A 20,375-nucleotide genomic window follows, 5' to 3' on the forward strand; every position below is an offset into this window, starting at 1 on the left:
TTATGCCTGCTCCGGCACAGTCTCCAGCAAGGCCAGCAGGCCTGCTTCGTCAATCACCGGCACGTTGAGGGCCTGCGCCTTGTCGAGCTTCGATCCGGCCTCTTCGCCAGCCACTACGTAGTTGGTTTTTTTGCTTACCGAACCCGCTGTTTTGCCACCGGCGTCCTCGATTCTGCGTTTGGCTTCATCGCGGCTGAGAGTGGGCAGGGTTCCGGTCAGCACAAAGATCAGCCCGGCCAGCTGCGCCGTGCGTACCTTCTTTTCCGCCGTCATATCGACCCCGGCCTGCTGGAGGCCGCGCACCAGTTCCAGATTCGCCGGCTGGTGGAAGAACTCGACGATGCTCACGGCAATGCGTGGCCCCACTTCCTCCACCGCAACCAGCTCTTCCGCCGTGGCGGCTTCAAGGGCGTCGATGGAGCCGAAGTGCTCGGCCAGCAGCTCGGCGGTGCGCTCACCCACAAAGCGGATGCCCAGACCCATCAGCACGCGGGCGAGGCCTGCGCGTTTGGATTTGGCAATCTCTTCCAGCAGAGAACGAGCGGATTTTTCGCCGAAGCGTTCAAGTGCCACAAGCTGCTCAAAGGTGAGTGCGTACAGATCGACGAAGCTGTGGATCAGTTGCTTGTCGAGCAGTTGTTGCACCACGGCCTCGCCCATGCCGTCGATGTTCATCACGTTGCGAGAGACAAAGTGCAGCAGTGATTCCCGTTGCTTGGCCGGGCAGGCTGCGTTCACGCAGCGGTAGTCCACCTCGCCCTCGGCGCGGACGGCCTCGCTTTCGCACTCCGGACAGTCCGCAGGGAAAATAAAGGGGGACTTCCCGCGCGGGTGCTCGGCGTCGTCGATGACTTCCACGACCTTGGGAATCACATCGCCACCGCGCTCGACCTTCACCCAGTCGCCGATCTTCAGTCCCAGATCAGAAACAAAATCGGCGTTGTGCAGGGTCGCGCGGCTGACGGTGGTGCCTCCAATAAAGACTGGCTGCAACTCGGCCACTGGGGTGAGCTTGCCGGTGCGGCCCACCTGTACGGTAATTGCCTGCACCTGGGTGATTCCGGCCCGCGCGGTGAATTTGTAGGCGATGGCCCAACGCGGGGCGCGGGCGGTGGAACCAATGCGCTGCTGGGCGGCGTGGCTGTCCACCTTGAGCACCACGCCGTCGATCTCGTAGCCGAGCGACTCGCGGCCTGCTTCAGCGGCGTCGATGAATGCGGTCATTTCTTCCACCGTGCGCACCAGCTCGCGATGGTCGTTGACGCGGAAGCCGAGCGTGGAGAGCGCGTCGAGCGTGGTGCGTTGGCCCCAGGCCATGTATTCGCCATTGGCCAGCAGAAAATAGGCAAAAAAGACCAGGCGACGGTTGGCCACAATAGAGGGTTCCAGCGTGCGCAGGGTACCGGCGGCGGCATTGCGCGGATTCACAGCGGCTGCCAGCCCCAGCTGTTCGCGTTCCTCATTCAGCCGCTCAAAGGCAGCTTGCGGCATCACCACTTCACCGCGTACTTCAAAGCTCTGTGGAAGACCAGCCAGCTTGAGTTTTTCGGCAGAGATGCCGAGGGGAACGCTGCGGATGGTGCGGATGTTCGAGGTAACGTCTTCGCCGGTCTGGCCGTCGCCGCGAGTCAAGCCTGTGGTCAGCCGCGCACCGCCGTTGGCGCTGGGTTCGTAGCGTAGGGCCACGCTCAGGCCGTCCAGCTTGAGTTCGGCCACGTATTCCAGTTCGACTCCGGCGGCCAACTCGCGGCAGCGCGCTTCCCATGCAGCCAAGTCCTCGGCCGAGTAGGCGTTGTCGAGCGAGAGCATGGAGCGCGAGTGCGCCACCTTCTGGAAGCCGTCGGCGGGCTTGCCGCCCACGCGCTGGGTAGGCGAGTCGGCTGTGATGAGCGCGGGATGCGCGGCCTCCAGCTGCTTCAGCTCGTTCATCCGCGCGTCATATTCGGCGTCGCTGATCATCGGTGTATCCAGCACGTAGTACAGGTGTTCGTGGTGGCGCAGCTCGGCGCGCAGTGCTTCCATGCGTGCGCGGGCATGCTCGTCGGGGTGCTCGTTCAGGGTGTCAAAAAGGCTCGGGCCCATGGCTGGATTATAGGTTCCCGGCGGATGCGCGCGCCTGTGCAGATCGGGGCGGGGAGCGGCTGTCGGCTCTCAGCTCTCAGTTTTTCCGTGCAGAGTTGGTGGCCCTTGGTTCGGCTGAATAACTTCGGGAAAACTCATTCTGGAGGGAGGCGAGGGTTTTAACCCTCGCAAATGTCCAGGTACGGGAGTGCGGGCTTCAGCCTCGGGGGACAATTCAGCTCATCTTTGCATGAGCTTTGCCCATTCCATTGCCTGTTTTGTTGCGGGTATTTTGTGTATCAGGGAAATACCCGTGCCTGAAGGCACGTTCTTCGGCCGACCTCTTCCGGGGCATGAATGCCCCGCTCCCTCCCCTTGCAACAAGATTTTCTGCAGCTTCTTCAAGGATTGCTTTGGCACAAGGCGGCAGCAACAGAATTTACGGCAGGCGGAGGACAACAAGGGAAGGATTGTTTTAATAAATCAATTTACCATTCGGTCGTCGGCTCTCTATAATGCGGGATCATGATCAGCCGCCGCGATTTTGTTGCCTTGAGTTCTGCTTCTGCCCTGGGCCTTGCCTGCCGTCCCAAGAGTCTGTTTGCCGCAACCGATGCCGCAACCTTTCGCAACCCGATTCTGGGCGGCAATCATCCTGATCTGAGTCCCATCCGCGTGGGCAATGATTTTTACCTTACCCATTCCAGCTTTGACTACGCGCCCGGCCTGCTTATCTGGCACTCGCGCGACCTCATCAACTGGAAGCCGGTGGCTGCCGCGTTGCATGGCTACTACGGCATCGTCTGGGCTCCGTATCTGTGCGAGCACAAGGGACGCTTCTACATCTATTTCCCGGCCAATTACGTCATCAACGTGGTGCATGCTGATCGCCCCGAAGGTCCGTGGAGCGAGCCGGTCAGTCTGGGCATTGGCGGCATCGATCCGGCTCACATCGCCGAGAACGGTCGGCGTTTTCTCTACCTTGCCGGTGGCCAGATGGCGGAACTGAACGCCGACGGTCTGAGCGTCAAGGTCAAGCCGCGCAAAGTCTTTGATGCGTGGCCGGTGCCTGCCAACATCCGCATGGAGTGCACCTGCCTGGAAGGCCCCAAGGTGCTCGAACACAATGGCTGGTTTTATCTGAATGTGGCCGAGGGTGGAACGGCCGGTCCGGCTACTAGCCATATGGCGGTTTCCGCCCGCAGCCGTCACGCCGACGGCCCGTGGGAGTACTCGCCCTACAATCCGATTGCCCACACCGGCTCCCGTGACGACCGCTGGCTCAGCGTTGGCCATGGGCGGCTCGTTGATACCCCTGATGGCCGCTGGTTCATGACGGTGCACGCATATGAAAATGGTTACCGCTCGCTCGGCAGGCAGGCGTTGCTGCTGCCCATCGAGTGGACCCCGGATGGCTGGTTCCGTGTGCCCCCCGGCGTAAAGGCCGAAGATGCGCTGCCGCTGCCCGTGGCTGGCGCAACCCAGCAGCCCTTTGATGACCCTTCCGACAGCTTTACCACGCCGGAACTGGGCTTGCAGTGGAGCTTCTGGCATGAGTTTGACCGCCAGCGCTTTACCACCGGCAAGGGCGCGCTGGAACTGAAGGCCAAGGGCAAGAGCATCGGAGAATCCTCGCCGCTGACCACGGTGGTGGGCGGCCACAGCTACACGGTCGAGGTCGATGTGGAGGTGGGACCCGGCTGCGAGGCGGGTTTGCTGCTCTACTACAACGCCGAGCACCTGACCGGCTTCCAGATCAACAGCGAGGGGTTGGCAATCATTTCGCCGGTGTATTCCTTCAAAAGCAAGGTACGGGAAAAGGTTGCCCGGGTCACGCTGCGCATTGTGAACGACCGCGAAGAGGTGGATTTTTACTACCGCTTCCCGGGCGAGGAGTGGCGGCGCACGGAAACTTCGGTGGAGATCAGCGGCATGCAGCATAACGTGCTGGGCGGATTCCTCGATGTACGTCCGGCGCTTTACGCCAGCGGCCAGGGCCAAGCCATTTATCGCAACTTCCGTTACTGGCCAAAGGTCGAAGTGCCGGCGTAAATCAATGGAAATCATGGCGGGTAGAGGGCTTTGCACAGTCAGCCGCTTTGCCCGTTCCACCCCGAGCCGCTACACTTCTCCTCAGTGGCCATTAAAGACAATTCGCCGGAAAGGCTCGTCAGCTCCAGTTGTGCCGATGAGGAGCAGAACTACGAACTGAAGCTGCGCCCACGCTGGTTGGGTGAGTTCATCGGTCAGGCCAAGGCTAAGGAGCAGTTGGCCATCGCCCTCGAAGCCGCCAAATCGCGCGGCGAAGCGCTGGACCATGTGCTGCTCTTCGGACCTCCAGGACTGGGCAAGACGACGCTGGCCACCATCATCGCCAACGAGCTTGGCGTTGCCTTCCAGCAGACCTCGGGTCCGGCAATGCAAATCCAGGGTGACCTGACGGCCATCCTGACCAACCTGCATGACCGCCAGGTGCTTTTTCTGGATGAAATTCACCGCATGCAGCCGGTGCTGGAAGAAAAGCTCTACACGGCGCTTGAGGACTACCAACTGGACATCATCATTGGCCAGGGCCCGGCGGCCCGCACCCATGTGATGGAGATCAAGCCCTTTACTTTCATCGGAGCCACCACCCGACCCGGTCTGCTCAGTTCGCCTTTGCGGGCGCGCTTCGGCATTCTGCTGCGGCTGGAGTTCTACACCGATGAGGACTTGCGGGTGATTGTGGAGCGCTCGGCCGAGGTGCTGGGCGTACCCATTGATGCGGACGGCGCCAGCGAAATCGCCCTGCGTTCCCGTGGCACACCGCGCATTGCCAACCGCCTGCTGCGCCGCGTGCGTGACTACGCTCAGGTGCGCGGCACGGGCGTGATCGACCGCCCTACGGCCAACGCCGCCCTGACCATGCTGGAAGTGGACGCGCACGGCTTTGACGAGGTGGATCGTAAGTTGATGCGCACCATCATCGAGAAGTACGATGGCGGACCCGTGGGTCTGAGTACGCTGGCTGCCACGCTGGCCGAGGAAGAAGATGCGCTCGAAGAGGTTTATGAGCCGTTTCTCATCCAGATCGGCTTTCTGGACCGCACGCCTCGCGGTCGAGTGGCCACGCGGCTGGCTTACGAGCACTTTGGTTATCCCATGCCGGGGCTTCAGGGCGGACTATTTTAATTTGCACAGCGCCTGAGCCCTCACGCCACCTGCCCGAGCAGACGATATACAGGGATGAGCCCTTTCCCCATGGGCTCAGAGCGAGTCTTCTCTCGTTCCGGGGATCTGCGTAAGGAGACAGGAAGAATGGCTCTGACCGAATCCACCATGCTCGAGTTGGGAACCATCGCACCAGATTTTTCCCTCACCGATGTTCTGACCGGAAAAACCGTTTGCCGCGACGATTTTCTAGGTAAAAAAGCCATTCTGGTGGTCTTTCTTTGTCCCCATTGCCCCTACGTCAAGCACATGGAGCTGAATCTGGGGGAACTTTGCCGCATGTACGCGGCCAAGCCGCTGGGCATTGTGGCCATCAATTCCAATGATGTTGTTTCCTACCCGGCCGACAATTCCGTTGGCATGATGGAACAGGCTCAGGCCAACAACTTCAACTTTCCCTATCTTTTGGACGATACGCAAGAGGTTGCCAAGGCCTTTCATGCAACGTGTACGCCCGACGTTTTTATCTTCAATAAGGAATTCAAGCTGGTTTATCGCGGCGAATGGGATTCCAGCCGCCCCGGCAACGGCATTCCCGTCAGCGGCGAAGACGTTCGCTTTTCCATCGATCTGACCATTGGCGGGCACAAGGTCCCTGACGACCAGCGGGCTGGCATTGGCTGTGAGATCCGCTGGAAGCCGTAGGCGGGCGATTTAACTGTAGGCAATAAAAAGGGGAGGGCCAAAGCCCTCCCCTTTTTATTGCGTTCAATGCAGATTACTTGGCCGGGGCCGTCGCACTGGGATGCTGCGGACTCAGGCGGCGCACCAGCACCGGCAGGCCAAAGAGCAGAGCGCAAACCAGCCCGGTGGAGAGCAGGTCATTGCGGTAGAACGGCAGACCGGCCACGTAGCAGGCAATCAGCCCGCCGCCGGTTTTGGGGTACATGCCGCCTTCCGCCCATACGGCAAAGTTCGAAACCAGAAAGAAGGACGTGGGGCCCAGCAGAGCGCCCACTGCCACGCGCAGCGTGCTGAGGTGAGTCTTGAGCAGAATGCGGCCCAGCAGCATGGCTGCCGCGTACCAGATCCAGGTGGGAATATAGCTTTGCCAGAAAAAGCTGAAGTGGTAGACGCTGGTGGTCAGGTAGTAATCGAGCGCCATCAGCAACACCAGCGGAGCCAGCATCTCACGCACCGAGCGCCGTGCGCCAAAGTAGAGCAGCACACCGCCCACGGCGGTAAAGTTCATCCAGCCGACGTGGAAGGTGCCCCCGGCCAGCGGCAGCAGGCGGCTCAAAAGAGCAGCAAGCACGAGCAGATAGGCGATCATCAGGACCTCGATTCAGGGAATTGCGGACTGATTCGGCCAGCCATCCCATAGAACTAGCTTCTATTCTGGGGTTCCATGGCCCAGTGGTCAAATTCTTCTTTTTTGAAGATACGAAAAAATCTTTGATAGCGGGAAAATCTCCGCTCGCATTCTTCGCGCTCTGGATTGCTTCAAGCTTATCTCTGCACCCTGTGGCCAAGCGCCTGACCGGCCTCTTCGTGGCCATCCACCACCATCACCCAACCCGTCAGCGGCGCCTGCTCTACCGGCCCGCCCCGGCCCAGATACGAATAGCCGAAGCGCAGATCGGTGAACTCCACCGTCGTCCAGCGACGGCCGGGCATAAGCTGCGGAGTCTCCAGTCCTTCCAGCGGTTGGGGGCCCAGATCACGCACCACGGCCCAGCGGCCCCAGTCCATGTAAGCCTGCCCGAGGGGCGTCTGCTCGGCGGTGCGGATCGCATCGGTCCACTCCGGCTTGGGAATCCGGTCGGCCCGCGGATCGCTTTCCACCTGATTGCGCAGCGTATCCACCTCCGCCGTCTGCCACGCACTGTGGGTTTCCTCAAGGACGTGCCAGCGGAAGGGATTCACCGGGTAGGGCTCAACGGCCACCCGCAGGGCCGGTTCCGCTCCCAGTTGCTGGTGTTCTACCAGTGCGCGGGCCTGGTTAGCCTCGGTCCAGCGCAGTCCCCACAGCGACCCCATTCCGGCCAACGCAAAAATCGCCCATCCCTGCCCGCGCAAGGGTTTGCGGCGGGCTCCAATCTCTCCATCCACCAGCCCCAGCAGCCACGGCAGCACAAAAGCCGCGCCCAGCAGTAGCCACAGCAGCGGTTCAACAATGTACATGAAGCTGCCCGCATACCAGCGCGGATTGAAAGGGAAAAATGGCCGCACACCGTAGTTGTTCGTCCAGTCCAGCAGCAGGTGGCTGAGCGTGGCCAGCAGAGCCGTCGCATACAACCATCCCCACCGCACCGGCGCCGGGAGGACTTTAACTTTTTGGTCGGGAGCAGGGGCACGATGCGTTCGCCATCGCTCGTAGAGCCAGACGCAGCCCACCACGGCGGCCGCCAGCAGCGGCGCGGCCAGCAAGGTGTGCGTGATGCCGCGATGGTGTTTGAGGCCCTCCACCGGACCGGCCAGCGACCAGAGCTCGTCAATGTCGGCCGCCTCGGCCGCCATGGCAGCCACCAGCGTGGCGTAGGCGGTCTTGCGATTCAGCCCGGCTCGTCCCAGGCAGGCTCCGGTAAGAAAGTGTGTGATCGGCTCCATAGCGGCTGACCTCCATCCTAGAGCATCTTTCCCGGGCAATAGCACCGCAAAATACGGAAGCTCTTGAAAGACCACGGCTTTGCAGGTTGCAGAAAAGAGCTGAATCTATGCGAAGAGGGGAAGGATTTTCAGGGGCTGAAGCCTCGCTACTTTGGCTGCATTGATGGCCCGATTAAAGTCAGCTCCTGTTACAAAGCCCTCAACGTTGGACCGCTCGGTTTACACTGGGCAGGACAAGCTTCCCTTATCATGGCCCATCAGTTTGGAGTTCTTCGTCGCTTTCGTTTCAATCTGCCGCAGCGCATTGCCGCCGTGTTGCTGGCCTGTTTTCTGGCACAAGGCATGTGGCTGATCGCCCACGAGCCGCTGAGCGAAAGCGATTATCGCCAGGCCCGCTGTGGCCGCGAAACCTGGGAGCAGCCCTCGGCGCTGGCGGGTTACTACACCAGTTGCGGCAATCCGGGCGAGGGCATTCTGGCCGACCGGATGGCGGGGCTGCCGCTCACGTTGAATCTGCTGATTGAGCGCGGGTTTGACTACTTCCGCGCGCCGGAAAATCGTGTAGTGCAGACTGCCGACGCGCCGCTCTCCAGTTGGGAGTTGCGCCATCAGTTGCCGTTGATTCCCTGGCTGTTGCGGCTGCCGTTCCTGGGTGTGGGTTGCATGCTGGGCGGTTGCCTGTGGTGGGTTACGCGTCGGCTTTTCGGCAATCTGGGCGGCTATACGGCGCTGGGACTCTTCTGCTTTTGTCCGGCCATGGTGCGGGCCTGCGTTACGCCGGACGCAGGAGTGCTGGCGTTGCTGGGCATTTATGGTGGTCTTTACACCTGCATCGGTGTGGCCCACGCCATGCAGGGGCCGCGTCGCAAATGGCGGCCGCGCATCGTGCTGCTGACGGCTATCTTTGCCGTGGCGGCCGGAGCGCACCTCTTCGCGCTGGCGCTGGTGGCAGTGCTGGGCCTGGGCTTCATGCTTTGGGTGGGCGAGGGCCGTCGCGGGATGATCGTTCCGGTGGTTCTGCTGCCCGCTCTGGGCGCACTCGTAGCTCTGTTTGCCCTCTACGGCTTTTCGTGGGACGCCTTCCGTTACGCCTTCAGCCCCGATGCGTGGCCGAGCGGCTTCTCGCTGGCGCCTGCCCGAGCTCTTTTCCTCTCTTTTGCCGAGAGTGGCCTAGTTCTGGCCCTGGCCGCCGCGTTTGTGCTGTATGCCTTCACCCGGCGCTCCCGCTTTTTTGGCAATACGGTTCCGTTGCTCAGCGCTTTGGTCTGCGTGATTTTGCAGGGGAGCAACTCCGGAGCTCTTCCGTGCCTCTGGGCCGTCCCTTTCGTGCTCACCTTTGTGGCGGGCGTTTTTGCCGACGCTTACGAAAGTCACCGTCCGCGCCTGGCCATCGCCGCCGGAGCCGCGGTAGTGGCCCTGCAGGTGCTCTTTGGCCTGTTGAGTGTGGTTGGGCTGGTGTAGGAAGAATCTCCGATCTTGCTGCAGGGAAAGCCGCCCGGAGGTCACGTAAAATATGTTCTTGACTCCATATGTAATCTGAGCCATTCTTTACTGGAAAGCCCCGAACTTTTGCGGGAGAGCCAGTTCGCTGCGATTGAGGCAGACCTTGGGATTGGTCAGCGTGAACGGGCCTTTCCTGCTCCATGGGGAGATCTTCCATGAAGGCTTTGCCAGAACGTTCGTGGCAGGTTCTGCTGCAGGATGAATTTGTGGTGGAATTTTCGGCATTTCCCCTCGACGTACGCAGGCAGATTTATGCGTTGATCAAGCTGTTGGAGCACTTTGGACCCAGTTTGAACCGGCCTCATGTGGATACCTTGAAGGGCTCAAAGTACGCCAACATGAAAGAACTTCGCTTTAGCACACGCAATGGAGAATGGCGCGTTGCCTTTGCTTTTGATGTGAAGCGGCAGGCCATTCTGCTGGTGGGCGGAGACAAGGCTGGCGTTACGCAAAGCAGGTTTTATCGGAATCTGATTGGAATTGCCGAGGAACGTTTCCGGCAGCACTTGCTATCGCTTGCAGAGGAGTAGGTTATGGCAGTTCCGTATGAAGTTTTATTGGCGGGAGAATCGCAGGAGACTCGTAGCTGGGTGGAGCAGCGGGCTGCCGCACTGATTGCCGAGGAGACCAATCTGCGAGAGATGCGCCGTCTGCGCAAGCTTACCCAGGCGCGGCTTTCCAAAAAGCTCAACATTGGCCAGGACAGCGTCTCGCGCATCGAAAAGCGGGCGGACCTGTATCTTTCCACTCTGCGCAACTACGTGGAGGCGGTGGGCGGCAAACTCTCATTGATTGTTGAGTTTCCCGATCATCCTCCGGTGCTTCTGGCAGGCCTTGGGCAGGCGGAATCGAAAGCTGGGGACGATGGCAAGGCCCGGAAGCAGGCCAAGCGGAAATCGCCTGTTCGCCAAGCCGTTTAAAAATACCGCTTTGCAGACGCCGGGCAAGCAACTTAACCTGAAGCAAAATAATGACTTATTCGTTTGCTTTTGCCTTGTGGAAACCCCGCCCCGACCTGTAAAATAAGAGGAAAGCTCGCGGACCCGGCCCCGCTCATCCGGTATCGTTCGCCGCACTCCGTCCGGCTTTAGAAAAAAACCATGGCAGACGACAAGACTCCACAGCTTCCTCTTGACGGCGGTAATACGCCGGGCGGCACTAACCTCATTCCGATCAACATCGAAGAGGAGATGCGCCGTTCCTATCTCGACTACTCGATGTCGGTCATCATCGGTCGTGCCCTGCCCGATGTGCGTGACGGCCTGAAGCCAGTACATCGTCGCGTGCTCTACGCCATGAGCGAGATGGGGCTGGAGCACAACAAAAAGTACACCAAGTGCGCCAAGGTGGTGGGCCAGGCCATGGGTGTGTATCACCCCCACGGCGATTCAGCCATCTATGACACGATGGTGCGCATGGCGCAGCCCTTCAGCCTGCGTTACCCGCTGGTCGACGGCCAGGGTAACTTCGGCTCGGTGGACGGCGATCCGCCGGCTGCCATGCGTTATACCGAGTGCCGCCTGGAGCGCCTTGCCGGTGAGCTGATGGCCGACATCGACATGGAGACCGTGGACATGGTCCCCAACTACGATGAATCGACCCTGGAGCCTGCCGTGCTGCCCAGCCGCATTCCGAACCTGATCGTGAATGGTTCGAGCGGCATTGCCGTCGGTATGGCCACTAACATTCCGCCCCACAACCTCACCGAGGTAGTGAACGCGACTATTGAGCTGATCAACACGCCTGCGGCTGACAATGACCGGATGGCGGCTCTGAGCATCGTGCTCAAGTACGTACAGGGGCCCGACTTCCCGACCGGTGGATTTGTTTATGGCAAGGGCGGCATCGCTCAGGCCTACAAGACCGGCCGCGGCCGCTTCATGATGCGTGCCAAGGTGGCCACGGAAAATGTCACCAAGGAAAAGCAGGCGATCATTGTCACCGAGATTCCCTATCAGGTGAACAAGTCGCGGCTGATCGAGCGCATTGCCGAGCTGGCCAACGAAAAAATCATCGATGAGATCAGCGACGTGCGCGACGAGAGCGATCGCGACGGCATGCGCATCGTCATCGAACTCAAGCGCGGTTCGCAGCCTGAGATCGTCCTGAATCAGCTCTACAAGAACACCCAGATGCAGGAGAGCTTCTCGATGATCTTCCTGGCCGTGGTCAACGGCCAGCCGCGAGAACTCGGTCTGGATCAGGCCATCCGCTGCTTCATCGATCACCGCATTGACGTGGTGCAGCGCCGCACGGTCTACCTGCTGCGCAAGGCCCGCGAACGTGAGCACATCCTTGAGGGCTACCAGATCGCGCTCGACAACCTCGACATGGTCATCAAGATCATTCGTGGATCGGGTTCGCGCGCTCAGGCCCGCGAGAATTTGTACACATGGGGCAAGGGCAAAGAAATTGTTATCAACCTTGACCGCCAGCGGTTGCCGCACGAAGAGAGCGGTCTGACGCTGCGTCAGGTGGATGCGATTCTTGAATTGCAGCTCTATCGTCTGACCCAGCTTTCGGTCGACGAGATTCTGAAAGAGTTGGAAGAGATTCGCCGCAAGATCGCCGAGTACGAAGAGATTCTGGCCTCGGACGCCAAGCTGCGCGCCGTCATCGTCAAGGAACTTGAAGATGTGCGCGACCGCTACGGTGACGAGCGCCGTACCCATATCGTGGACGAATCTGCCGAACTGCAGTTGGAAGATCTGATTGCCGACGAGCAGGTTGCGGTGACGGTTAGCCATCAGGGCTACCTGAAGCGCACGCCCATCAGCGTCTATCGCCAGCAGCACCGTGGCGGCCAGGGCCGCATGGGCATGAAGACCCGCGAAGAAGACTTCGTGGCTCAGCTCATTGTGGATTCCACCCACGCTTACCTGCTCTGCTTTACCAACACGGGTCGCGTCTACTGGCTGAAGGTCTACGAGATTCCTGACGTGGGCGCAGCCGGCAAGGGCAAGAGCATGCAGAGCCTGCTCAATCTGCAGCCGGGCGAGAACGTCCGCACCATTCTTCCGGTGCGCGATCTGGAAGAAGAGGGCAAGTTCATCTTCTTCGCTACCCAGCATGGCACGGTCAAGAAGACGCCGCTCAAGGACTTCTCGAATGTGATGGCCCGCGGTATTATCGCCATCGCCATCGACAAGGACGATGAGCTGGTCTATGCCGGCATCACCAACGGCAAGCAGACCATCTTCCTGGCGACGCGTGAAGGTATGGCCATCCGCTTCGACGAAGTGTACGATCCGGAGCGCTCCGGCGCGGGCCTTCGTCCCATGGGACGCAATGCTGGCGGCAATCGTGGTATTTCGCTCAAGAAGAACGATTACCTGATTGGTGCGGCCATCACCAACTCCGATGCCTTGCGCGAAACCGAGCGTGATGAATGCGCTGCGGCCAAGGACATGACCGACAAGCTGGTGGCAGCCCGCGAGGTTCACACGCAGGCTGAAGAAGCGCTGGCCAAGGCTCGTCAAGACAATCGCGACAAGCTGGTGGGGGCCGAAGTTGTGGCCGCTGCTGAAAAGGCTCTTGATCAGGCTGAAAAGGCCATCAAGCAACTGGATGAGAAGCTGGGCGTAACCCAGCAACTGATCCTGACCATCACCGAAAACGGCTTTGGCAAACGCACCGACGTGGACGAGTATCGTCTGACCTCGCGTGGCGCGCAGGGCGTCATCAACCTGAAGGCTACGCCAAAGGTTGGCAAAACCTCGTCGATCCTGCTGGTGAACGAGTCGAGCGAGATGATGGCTATCAGCCAGTTTGGCAAAATCATCCGCATCGACACCAAGCAGATTCGGGCCGCTGGCCGCGCCACACAGGGCGTGCGCCTGCTCAGCCTGGAAGAAGCCGACAAGGTAGCCGCTGCAGTCATCATCCCGCCCGATGAGGTCGAGAAGGAAAACGACAGCGAGCCGACACTACCGATGTAGTTGGAGCAAAGCACAAAAAACCGCCGGGACTGGATCTTCCAGCCCCGGCGGTTTTTTGTGTGCGTCAGGAGGGAGCGGGGGCATTCATGCCCCCGAAGGACGCAGGCCAAAGAGCGTGCCTTCAGGCACGGGTATTTCCTCTTCAGACAAAATGCTTGTAGCAAAACAGACGATGGAAAAGGGCCAAATCCATGCAAAGTTAAGCTGATTTGTCCCCAGGGCTGAAGCCCTCACGTATGAGTCGGGATTATTGCGGGGGTTAAAACCCCCGCCTCCCTCCGCTATGAGTTTTTTCGCAGCCTGCTTAGTCCCTGCGGGAAAGCCCCCGCTCTGTCTTCTCTGAAAAATACTTACAGCGTGGGTGAATTGTCGCCGAGCATTGCTTCACGCACGATCTTGATTGGCGGGAAGCCCTGACGCAGGAAGTCGTCATGGAACTGCTGCAGGTTGAAGTCCTTGCCCTGCTTCTTTTCCATGTCGGCACGCAGCTTCAGGATTTCCAGCTTGCCCAGCGTGTAGTAGAGGTAAGTCGGATCGCCTGCGCCGCGCTTGGTTTCTACTACGGCCGATTCCTTCGACTGGTAGCCTTCCTTCTGGAAGAACTCTTGTGCCTGTTCGAAGCTCATCTTGCCGGTGTGCATCTCAATGCCCACGATGAAGCGTGCATTGCGCAGCAGCGCATCCTGCAACTGGCCGAGGCGGATCAGCTTGGCTTCGCGCTCATCCTTGGCACCCAGGCCCGGCTGTCCGTAGCCCGCGTCCAGCATCATCTGCTCGGTGTAGTGGGCCCAGCCTTCGGCGTTGGTGTTGCAGCCCAGCAGCTTGCGTACGCGGCTGGGAGCCTGCGGCACCCACAGGAACTGAATGTAGTGGCCGGGGAAGGTCTCGTGCACGGCGGTGGAGATGATGGTACCCACGTTGAAGCCGTGCATGTAGCCTTCCACCTCCGCTGGCGTCATCGACGGATCGGGCAGCGTCACGTTGAAGTAGGCTTCGGTGGCCTTGGTCTCAAAGGGACCGGGAGTGTCCATACTGGCCGTGGTGGTGGCGCGCATGAAGGGCGGCGTTTCTTCAAGCGTGGGTCGCACGTTGCTGGGGATGGTGACGATGTGGTGCGAGTGAATGAAGCCGATCAGAGAATCAAAGGTGGAGCGGAAGGTGGCCAGCAATTGGTCGGGTGCGGGATGGATCGCGCCCAGTTCTTCCACCACGGCGCGAGGATCCTTGCCGGGCTCGATTTCAGCGGCGATTCTGTTGAAGTGCTGCTGGTTTTCGCGCAGGTTGGCCCAACCAATTTCAAGCAATTTATCGAGTGGCAGGTCAACCATCTCGTCATAAGCGAGCTTCTTCGAAAACGCATCGGCTCCGATGCGGAAGTCACCATTCGAGCGTGTCAGCAAGTCGTTCTTGAGCCATGTCTGATAGCTCTTCAGCGCGTCGATAACAGCCTGATTGGAAGTTTTGAACTCTGCCTTCAGTGCCGGGTCCTGAGCTTCCGTAAAGGCCAGCGGCACATCGTGCTCAAAGAAGCTGACGATGTCGGGCAGCTGTTCAATGGCAATTTCGGTAAAGATGCGCGGCGGATTTTTCAGGTTCTGGCGGGCGGCTACAAAGAGCGCCGGCATCTGTTTTTCGCGGGCAACCAGCGAGCGCAGCCGCTCATCGGGCGAGGCGAATTTGCGTTCCATCAGCGTGAAGGCCGCATTGGCGCAGAGCGAAGAATAATTGTCGGCGTTCTTTTCCCAGGGGCGAATCACTTCCAGCGTCAAAAGCTCGGAACGAATGTTGCCGAGCACCAGTGCGCGGTCGCCGCGTGTGGTCTGATCGAGCGAAGCCGCGGGAATGGCCTCGACTTTCTTCTCGTACGAATGCAGCGTGGCAATCTCGGCGTCCAGCGTGGCGCGGTCCATCTTTTCCAGCTGTGTATCGTACTGGTGATAGCCGGCCAGCGTGCCGCCAGTAGGCGAGTAGGGAAAATAAACCTGATCGAAGTAATCGTCAGAAAGTTTCTGAAAGTTCTGCTTCCAGTCGGTTTCGGCGTGGGCGGCCAAGGTGGTCATACATGCTCCCAGGGCGAGGGTGGCAGTGAGTTTCTTCATGGGTTCCTCGTAGCAATCATTGTAGGACGGATCGTAGGCAGACAACCATAAGGAGCGCATTTGCAGCAGGGCTGTGGCACAATCTTTTAGGTACAGAAATAGGTAAAGGAAAACGAGGAGTAAGTCATGAATATGCCGCCGTGGATTCGCGAGGCGATGGAGGAAAGCCTGCAAGGGGTTTCGCGCAAGGAACTGGCGGTGCGCGCCGAGAGCCTTTCCGCTTCCTATCGCGCTCAGGGCGGAAGCGCCGTGATTCGCACCGCGCTCGATGCGCTGGCCTATGCGCTGGTGCGTATGCCTGCAACCTATGCGGCGGTGCGTTACGCGCTCGGAGAGGCCGCACAGCGCTGCGCCGATCTGCGGCCAGCCTCTTTGCTCGATGTAGGTGCGGGGCCGGGCACGGCCAGTTGGGCCGCTGCTGAAGTGTGGCCAACGCTTGAGCAGGTGACGCTGCTTGATCAGAACACAGCGCTGCTTGACCTGAGCCGCAGAATCGCCAAGGCCAGCGGCAGTTTGCGTGTGGAACATGCGCAGGGCATGATTCCCGGTGCGCTGGAGAAAGCTGCCGCAGCCGATGTAGTGGTGGGCAGTTATGCGCTGACCGAGATTGCCGCGCCCGCACTCAGCGGCGTGCTGGAAAAACTATGGCCGCTGGCGCAGCAGATGCTGGTGCTTGCGGAGCCGGGAACTCCCGATGGATTCCGGCGAATCATGCTCTACCGCGACTGGCTGATCCAGGCTGGAGCGCATGTGGTTGCGCCCTGTACGCAGAGTCTGGCCTGCCCCCTGCGTAACGAGGACCGCTGGTGCCACTTCAGCCAGAGGCTCAGCCGCAGCCGCGATCATCAACTGGTGAAGTCGGCCAGCGTGAATTACGAAGATGAAAAGCTGTGCTATCTGGTGGCCGTGCGGGAAGAACCTGCAGCCAGCACCAAGCGCCGCATTCTATCTACGCCGCGCATAAACAAGGGCGAGGTGCTGCTGCAGGTGTGTGCGCCCAGCGTGGTGGAGCAGTTGGCCATTCCGCGTGCTAAGAAGGAAGCCTACAAAGAGGCGCGGCATTACACCTGGGGCGATGCGGTAGAGGTGTAAAAACAGCTGCTTTTGCGCCATCCCAGCGGCCACCTGCGGTGGGGCTAATTACTTCGCGTTGCACAGCAGAAAATGCAGGCTGGTTTGCGCCGTCCCGGGACTCTATGTGTTTTTGGGGGGCATCTAAGATGCGTCGCGCCTACGGCGCTGTTTTTGTACAGCGTCGCATAAAAGTCGATGCAGCTTTGGTCTGCAAAATGAGCTGAGAGCTGACAGCTACTTTTCTACCCCTGCGGCGTAAGTTGATCGAGCAGGTCGTGTATCTCCAGTATCGACTCGTCGGGCCGGGTGGCCGTGAGCGGGAACTTGAGAATGCCCTGCGGCGTGAACTGCGCGCCCCGCTTGCTGTTACGGGCCACCATGCGCATCAGATGCTGCGGATCCACCTTGGCGTTTTCCATGAAGCGAATCTGTAACTCCTGGCGGCGACGGTCGATCTGGGCAATGCCGATGCGCTCGCTCTTCAGGCGCAGATGCGCGGCCTCCAGCAGATAGACAGTCGCGTCGGGCAGCGCTCCGTAGCGGTCTTCCAGCTCGGCGCGTACTTCGTTGATGGCCGCTTCGCTGTCGGATCCTGCGATCTTTTTGTACAGGCGCAGACGCTGGTTTTCTTCCGGCACATAGCGTTCGTCAATGCGTAGGGCAATGCCCAGATTGAGCTGTGTGGTGATGTGCTCTTCGGTCGATTCGCCCTTGAAGTTTTTCACGGCCTCTTCCAGCATCGAAGTGTAAAGCTCAAAGCCGATGGCCTCAATGTGGCCGCTCTGTTCGCCGCCCAGCATGTTGCCTGCGCCGCGCAGTTCCAGGTCAAGCGCGGCAATCTTGAAGCCCGCGCCCAGGTCGCTGAACTCCTTGAGTGCGGCCAGACGGCGGCGTGCAATCTCGGTCAGTTCCTTGTCCGGCGGAATAAGCAGATAGGCGTAGGCGCGGCGACTGGAGCGGCCCACACGGCCACGCAACTGATACAGTTCACTCAGGCCGTGACGATCCGCGCGGTTGATCACGATGGTGTTGGCCAGCGGAATGTCGATACCGTTTTCGATGATCGAAGTGGCTACCAACACATCGTACTCATGGTGCATGAAGGCCAGAATCACGCGCTCCAGCTCGGCTTCGCCCATCTGGCCATGGGCAACAATCACGCGTGCCGCAGGCACCAACTCCTGAATGCGCGCGGCCAGTTCATAGATGGACTCCACGCGATTGTGCACGAAATAAATCTGGCCACCGCGCTCCAGTTCAACTTCAATGGCCGAGCGGATGATCTTTTCGTCGTACTTGGCCACCACGGTCTGAATCGCCATGCGGTCCTTGGGCGGCGTTTCGATCACGCTCATGTCGCGCAGGCCCACCAGCGACATATGCAGGGTGCGCGGAATCGGCGTGGCGCTCATCGCCAGCACGTCCACCTGCTTGCGCAGTTGCTTCAGCCGCTCCTTGTGGCGCACGCCAAAGCGCTGCTCCTCGTCGATGACCAGCAGGCCCAGATCCTGGAAGTGAATATCTTTGGAGAGCAGGCGATGCGTGCCGATGAGAATGTCGATTTTGCCCTGCTCAACGCGCTCGACAATCTCTTTCTGCTCCTTGGCCGTGCGAAAACGCGAGAGCATCTCAACGTGCACGGGGAACTGGCCGAAGCGTTTCTTGAAGGTCTCGTAGTGCTGAAAGCTGAGCACGGTGGTAGGCGTAAGCACGGCAACCTGCTTGCCATCCTGCACGGCCTTGAATGCGGCACGCATGGCCACTTCGGTTTTGCCGTAGCCCACGTCGCCGCAGAGCAGGCGGTCCATTGGACGGGGCTGCTCCATGTCGTACTTGATGGCGCGAATGGCGGAGAGCTGATCGTCGGTTTCGTTGTAGTCGAAGGAGTCTTCAAAGGCGCGCTGGAACTCGTTGTCCTTGCCGAAGGCCGTACCCTGCGCGGCGCTGCGTTCGGCGTAGAGTTTGATCAATTCGCCGGCCATATCCTGCATGGCCTTGCGCACACGGGATTTTGTCTTAGACCACTGTTGGGAGCCGAGTTTGTTCAGTTGTGGCGCGGGGCCGGCGTCGGTCGAGCGATATTTCTGGATCAGATCAAGCCGGGTGAGCGGCACATAGAGCCGGGCCTGATCGGCAAATTCAAGGATCATGAATTCAACCGAGAGTCCATCCTGCTCGATCTCTTTCAGACCCTGATATTGCGCAATGCCGTGCTCGACGTGGACGACGTAATCGTCCACTGTAAGGTCGCGGAAGTCGGAGACGAAGGCCGCGGTCTTGCTGCGCTTGGGCGCAGGGCGGGCGTGGATGTCGGCCTCGTCGGAAAGGTCATTGGCGCCGAAGAGCACCAGATTCGCATCGGCAAAACTTGCCCCTGCGGCCAGTTGCGTGCGCACGATGGTGGGCACACTCGGATCGACGATGCTGGTGCCGGCTTCGTCCGTAATGGTTTCGCCGGGACGCGGATTGCGGCTGCCCAGGCGATAGGGAATCTGATAGTCGCGCAGAGCCGTTGCCAGGCGCTCCACGTCGCCCTGATTGGGCGCGGCCAGCACGATGCGCGAACCGGCAGTCATCAGGTTTTTCAGCTGTTCGGTGAGCGCGCCAAGTGAGCCGTGAAAGCGCAGCGTGGGCCGTGTGGCCAGCTCGATCTCGCCGAGCGTTGTGTCGTCTTCCAGCACGTCCACAGCGCCCAACTGATCGAGGTCGAGGCCGGGATGCGTACCCAGCAGCCCCAGCAGAATCTCGGGGCGAAGGTAGAGGTGCTCAGGCGTCACCAGCGTGTCAATGCCTGAGCGATCATGGCGTTGCTCAACCTTGTTCCACCAGCGTTCGATCTGGTTGCGCACCATGGCCGGTTCGTCCACCAGCAGAAGGGTGCGGGGGGCAAGCTTGAACAGGTTGGTTTCGGCGCCGGCGACGGGGGCAAAGAACTCCCAACCAGGAAAGACGCTCATGCCACCGGCGGCTTCGGCCTCCAGCGCCAGCGCCAGCGACTGCGCCGTGTCGCCTTCATCGTCGCCGTTCACCATGACGCGTTCCTTGCTGAGCCGGGCATTGATGGCGGCTAGCAGTGGTTCGCTCACGGGCGTTTCGGTAAGCGGCATCAGCAGCGCTTCATCGAGCGGAGCCAGCGAACGCTGGGTCTCGGGATCGAATTTGCGCAGGGTCTCGATCTCGTCGCCAAAGAACTCAATGCGCACCGGGCGGTCGGCTTCCGGCGAATAAACGTCCAGAATGCCGCCACGGCGGGTAAACTGCCCGGGCATTTCGACAATATCCATGCGGGTGTAGCCAATGCTGGCCAGATGGGCGGTGAGCGTCTCTGCGTCCACCTCTTCGCCACGGTGCAGCGTAACTGCCAGGCCCGAGTAAAAGTCACGGGAAAAAAGGCGCAGAGCTGCTGCTTCAACGGGCGCAATCAGCAGATCGACAGCACCGGTGGCCAGCTTCCAGAGCGCAGTGGCGCGCTGTTCCTGCACGTCGGGGTGGGGCGATAGATTCTCAAACGGCAGCACGTCGTGGGCCGGTAGGCGCACCACGCGCGCGGGGTCGATGGCTCCGGTCAGCTCACAGCCAGAGCGCACCATCGTCTCCATGGCCTCAGCTGCCTTGTTGTCGGCGGTGATCACGATGACCGGATGGCGGGCGGCGCGGACGATCAGCGGAATATAGAGGGCACGGGCGGTCTGGGTCAGTCCGGAGACACGACGACGCCCCGTGGCCAGGCTCAAATGCCTGCGCACGCGCTCAAATGCGGGAGCTTGCTCCAGTTCCGCAAATATCTCGCGGACGAAGGGGAGAATCATCGATTTTCAGTGTAGCAGCGTGGCGCAAGGGGAGGGCCAGTTTCAAAGCGCCTTGCGTTGAAAGGAGTTCCATTCGTCGCCAGTCAAAAAGTCCCGGAAACGATAAACCCCTGCGCGAATGCGAATCGCGC

General features: G+C 60.2%; 13 protein-coding genes. 8 read left to right on the forward strand and 5 right to left on the reverse strand.

The window, feature by feature from the left end; translation table 11 throughout:
• Entirely contained in the window at positions 1 to 2,082 is a 2,082-nt protein-coding gene (ligA, locus tag ACOBR2_RS03255; protein ID WP_420238637.1) for an NAD-dependent DNA ligase LigA, read from the reverse strand.
• Positions 2,083 to 2,586: 504 nt separating this feature from the next.
• Here ligA and ACOBR2_RS03260 point away from each other — a divergent pair.
• The 3 genes from ACOBR2_RS03260 to ACOBR2_RS03270 all read left to right on the forward strand — a co-directional run bounded on the left by ACOBR2_RS03260 (position 2,587) and on the right by ACOBR2_RS03270 (position 5,916).
• Entirely contained in the window at positions 2,587 to 4,113 is a 1,527-nt protein-coding gene (locus tag ACOBR2_RS03260; RefSeq protein WP_420238638.1) for a family 43 glycosylhydrolase, read from the forward strand.
• Between the two features lie 90 nt (positions 4,114 to 4,203).
• Entirely contained in the window at positions 4,204 to 5,232 is a 1,029-nt protein-coding gene (ruvB, locus tag ACOBR2_RS03265) for a Holliday junction branch migration DNA helicase RuvB (RefSeq protein WP_420239965.1), read from the forward strand.
• A gap of 126 nt (positions 5,233 to 5,358) precedes the next feature.
• Positions 5,359 to 5,916, forward strand: coding sequence for a thioredoxin family protein (locus tag ACOBR2_RS03270; RefSeq protein ID WP_420238639.1), 558 nt, complete (start codon positions 5,359 to 5,361; stop codon positions 5,914 to 5,916).
• A gap of 73 nt (positions 5,917 to 5,989) precedes the next feature.
• On the opposite strand, the gene ACOBR2_RS03275 is transcribed toward ACOBR2_RS03270, so the two are convergent.
• Positions 5,990 to 6,544 carry a DUF6580 family putative transport protein gene (locus tag ACOBR2_RS03275; protein WP_420238640.1) on the reverse strand — a complete coding sequence of 185 codons (555 nt, stop codon included), beginning with the start codon at positions 6,542 to 6,544 and terminating at the stop codon, positions 5,990 to 5,992.
• 176 nt (positions 6,545 to 6,720) lie between these two features.
• Positions 6,721 to 7,821 (reverse strand): metal-dependent hydrolase, encoded by a 1,101-nt coding sequence (locus ACOBR2_RS03280; protein WP_420238641.1) that lies wholly within the window; start codon positions 7,819 to 7,821, stop codon positions 6,721 to 6,723.
• 249 nt (positions 7,822 to 8,070) lie between these two features.
• Between ACOBR2_RS03280 and ACOBR2_RS03285 the strand changes: the two genes are divergently transcribed.
• From ACOBR2_RS03285 to gyrA, 4 genes are all read left to right on the forward strand, one after another.
• On the forward strand, positions 8,071 to 9,282 hold the full coding sequence (locus tag ACOBR2_RS03285; RefSeq protein WP_420238642.1) for a hypothetical protein: 1,212 nt from the start codon (positions 8,071 to 8,073) through the stop codon (positions 9,280 to 9,282).
• A gap of 197 nt (positions 9,283 to 9,479) precedes the next feature.
• Positions 9,480 to 9,854 (forward strand): type II toxin-antitoxin system RelE/ParE family toxin, encoded by a 375-nt coding sequence (locus ACOBR2_RS03290; RefSeq protein ID WP_420238643.1) that lies wholly within the window; start codon positions 9,480 to 9,482, stop codon positions 9,852 to 9,854.
• 3 nt (positions 9,855 to 9,857) lie between these two features.
• Positions 9,858 to 10,244, forward strand: a complete 387-nt coding sequence (locus ACOBR2_RS03295; protein WP_420238644.1) for a helix-turn-helix domain-containing protein — start codon at positions 9,858 to 9,860, stop codon at positions 10,242 to 10,244.
• A gap of 180 nt (positions 10,245 to 10,424) precedes the next feature.
• Complete coding sequence (gene gyrA / locus ACOBR2_RS03300; RefSeq protein WP_420238645.1) at positions 10,425 to 13,262, forward strand: DNA gyrase subunit A; 2,838 nt, start codon at positions 10,425 to 10,427, stop codon at positions 13,260 to 13,262.
• Between the two features lie 350 nt (positions 13,263 to 13,612).
• On the opposite strand, the gene ACOBR2_RS03305 is transcribed toward gyrA, so the two are convergent.
• Entirely contained in the window at positions 13,613 to 15,361 is a 1,749-nt protein-coding gene (locus ACOBR2_RS03305) for a DUF885 domain-containing protein (protein ID WP_420238646.1), read from the reverse strand.
• A gap of 126 nt (positions 15,362 to 15,487) precedes the next feature.
• On the opposite strand from ACOBR2_RS03305, the gene ACOBR2_RS03310 reads away from it, so the two are divergent.
• The gene (locus ACOBR2_RS03310; protein ID WP_420238647.1) at positions 15,488 to 16,453 is read left to right on the forward strand and encodes a small ribosomal subunit Rsm22 family protein; all 966 of its coding nucleotides are present in this window, start codon (positions 15,488 to 15,490) and stop codon (positions 16,451 to 16,453) included.
• A 224-nt stretch (positions 16,454 to 16,677) separates the two neighbouring features.
• Here ACOBR2_RS03310 and mfd read toward each other — a convergent pair whose 3' ends face one another.
• A complete protein-coding gene (mfd, locus tag ACOBR2_RS03315) occupies positions 16,678 to 20,244 on the reverse strand; it encodes a transcription-repair coupling factor (RefSeq protein WP_420238648.1) in 3,567 nt (1,188 codons plus the stop codon).
• Positions 20,245 to 20,375: the final 131 nt, after the last annotated feature.

Source organism: Telmatobacter bradus, from assembly GCF_048629425.1.
Taxonomy (GTDB): domain Bacteria; phylum Acidobacteriota; class Terriglobia; order Terriglobales; family Acidobacteriaceae; genus Telmatobacter; species Telmatobacter bradus.

Excerpts from the sequence above, each read along its gene's own strand:
- ligA (WP_420238637.1), bottom strand. The coding sequence starts at position 2,082 with ATGGGCCCGAGCCTTTTTGACACCCTGAACGAGCACCCCGACGAGCAT.
- ACOBR2_RS03260 (WP_420238638.1), top strand. The coding sequence starts at position 2,587 with ATGATCAGCCGCCGCGATTTTGTTGCCTTGAGTTCTGCTTCTGCCCTG.
- ACOBR2_RS03270 (WP_420238639.1), top strand. The coding sequence starts at position 5,359 with ATGGCTCTGACCGAATCCACCATGCTCGAGTTGGGAACCATCGCACCA.
- ACOBR2_RS03275 (WP_420238640.1), bottom strand. The coding sequence starts at position 6,544 with ATGATCGCCTATCTGCTCGTGCTTGCTGCTCTTTTGAGCCGCCTGCTG.
- ACOBR2_RS03280 (WP_420238641.1), bottom strand. The coding sequence starts at position 7,821 with ATGGAGCCGATCACACACTTTCTTACCGGAGCCTGCCTGGGACGAGCC.
- ACOBR2_RS03285 (WP_420238642.1), top strand. The coding sequence starts at position 8,071 with ATGGCCCATCAGTTTGGAGTTCTTCGTCGCTTTCGTTTCAATCTGCCG.
- ACOBR2_RS03290 (WP_420238643.1), top strand. The coding sequence starts at position 9,480 with ATGAAGGCTTTGCCAGAACGTTCGTGGCAGGTTCTGCTGCAGGATGAA.
- ACOBR2_RS03295 (WP_420238644.1), top strand. The coding sequence starts at position 9,858 with ATGGCAGTTCCGTATGAAGTTTTATTGGCGGGAGAATCGCAGGAGACT.
- gyrA (WP_420238645.1), top strand. The coding sequence starts at position 10,425 with ATGGCAGACGACAAGACTCCACAGCTTCCTCTTGACGGCGGTAATACG.
- ACOBR2_RS03305 (WP_420238646.1), bottom strand. The coding sequence starts at position 15,361 with ATGAAGAAACTCACTGCCACCCTCGCCCTGGGAGCATGTATGACCACC.
- ACOBR2_RS03310 (WP_420238647.1), top strand. The coding sequence starts at position 15,488 with ATGAATATGCCGCCGTGGATTCGCGAGGCGATGGAGGAAAGCCTGCAA.
- mfd (WP_420238648.1), bottom strand. The coding sequence starts at position 20,244 with ATGATTCTCCCCTTCGTCCGCGAGATATTTGCGGAACTGGAGCAAGCT.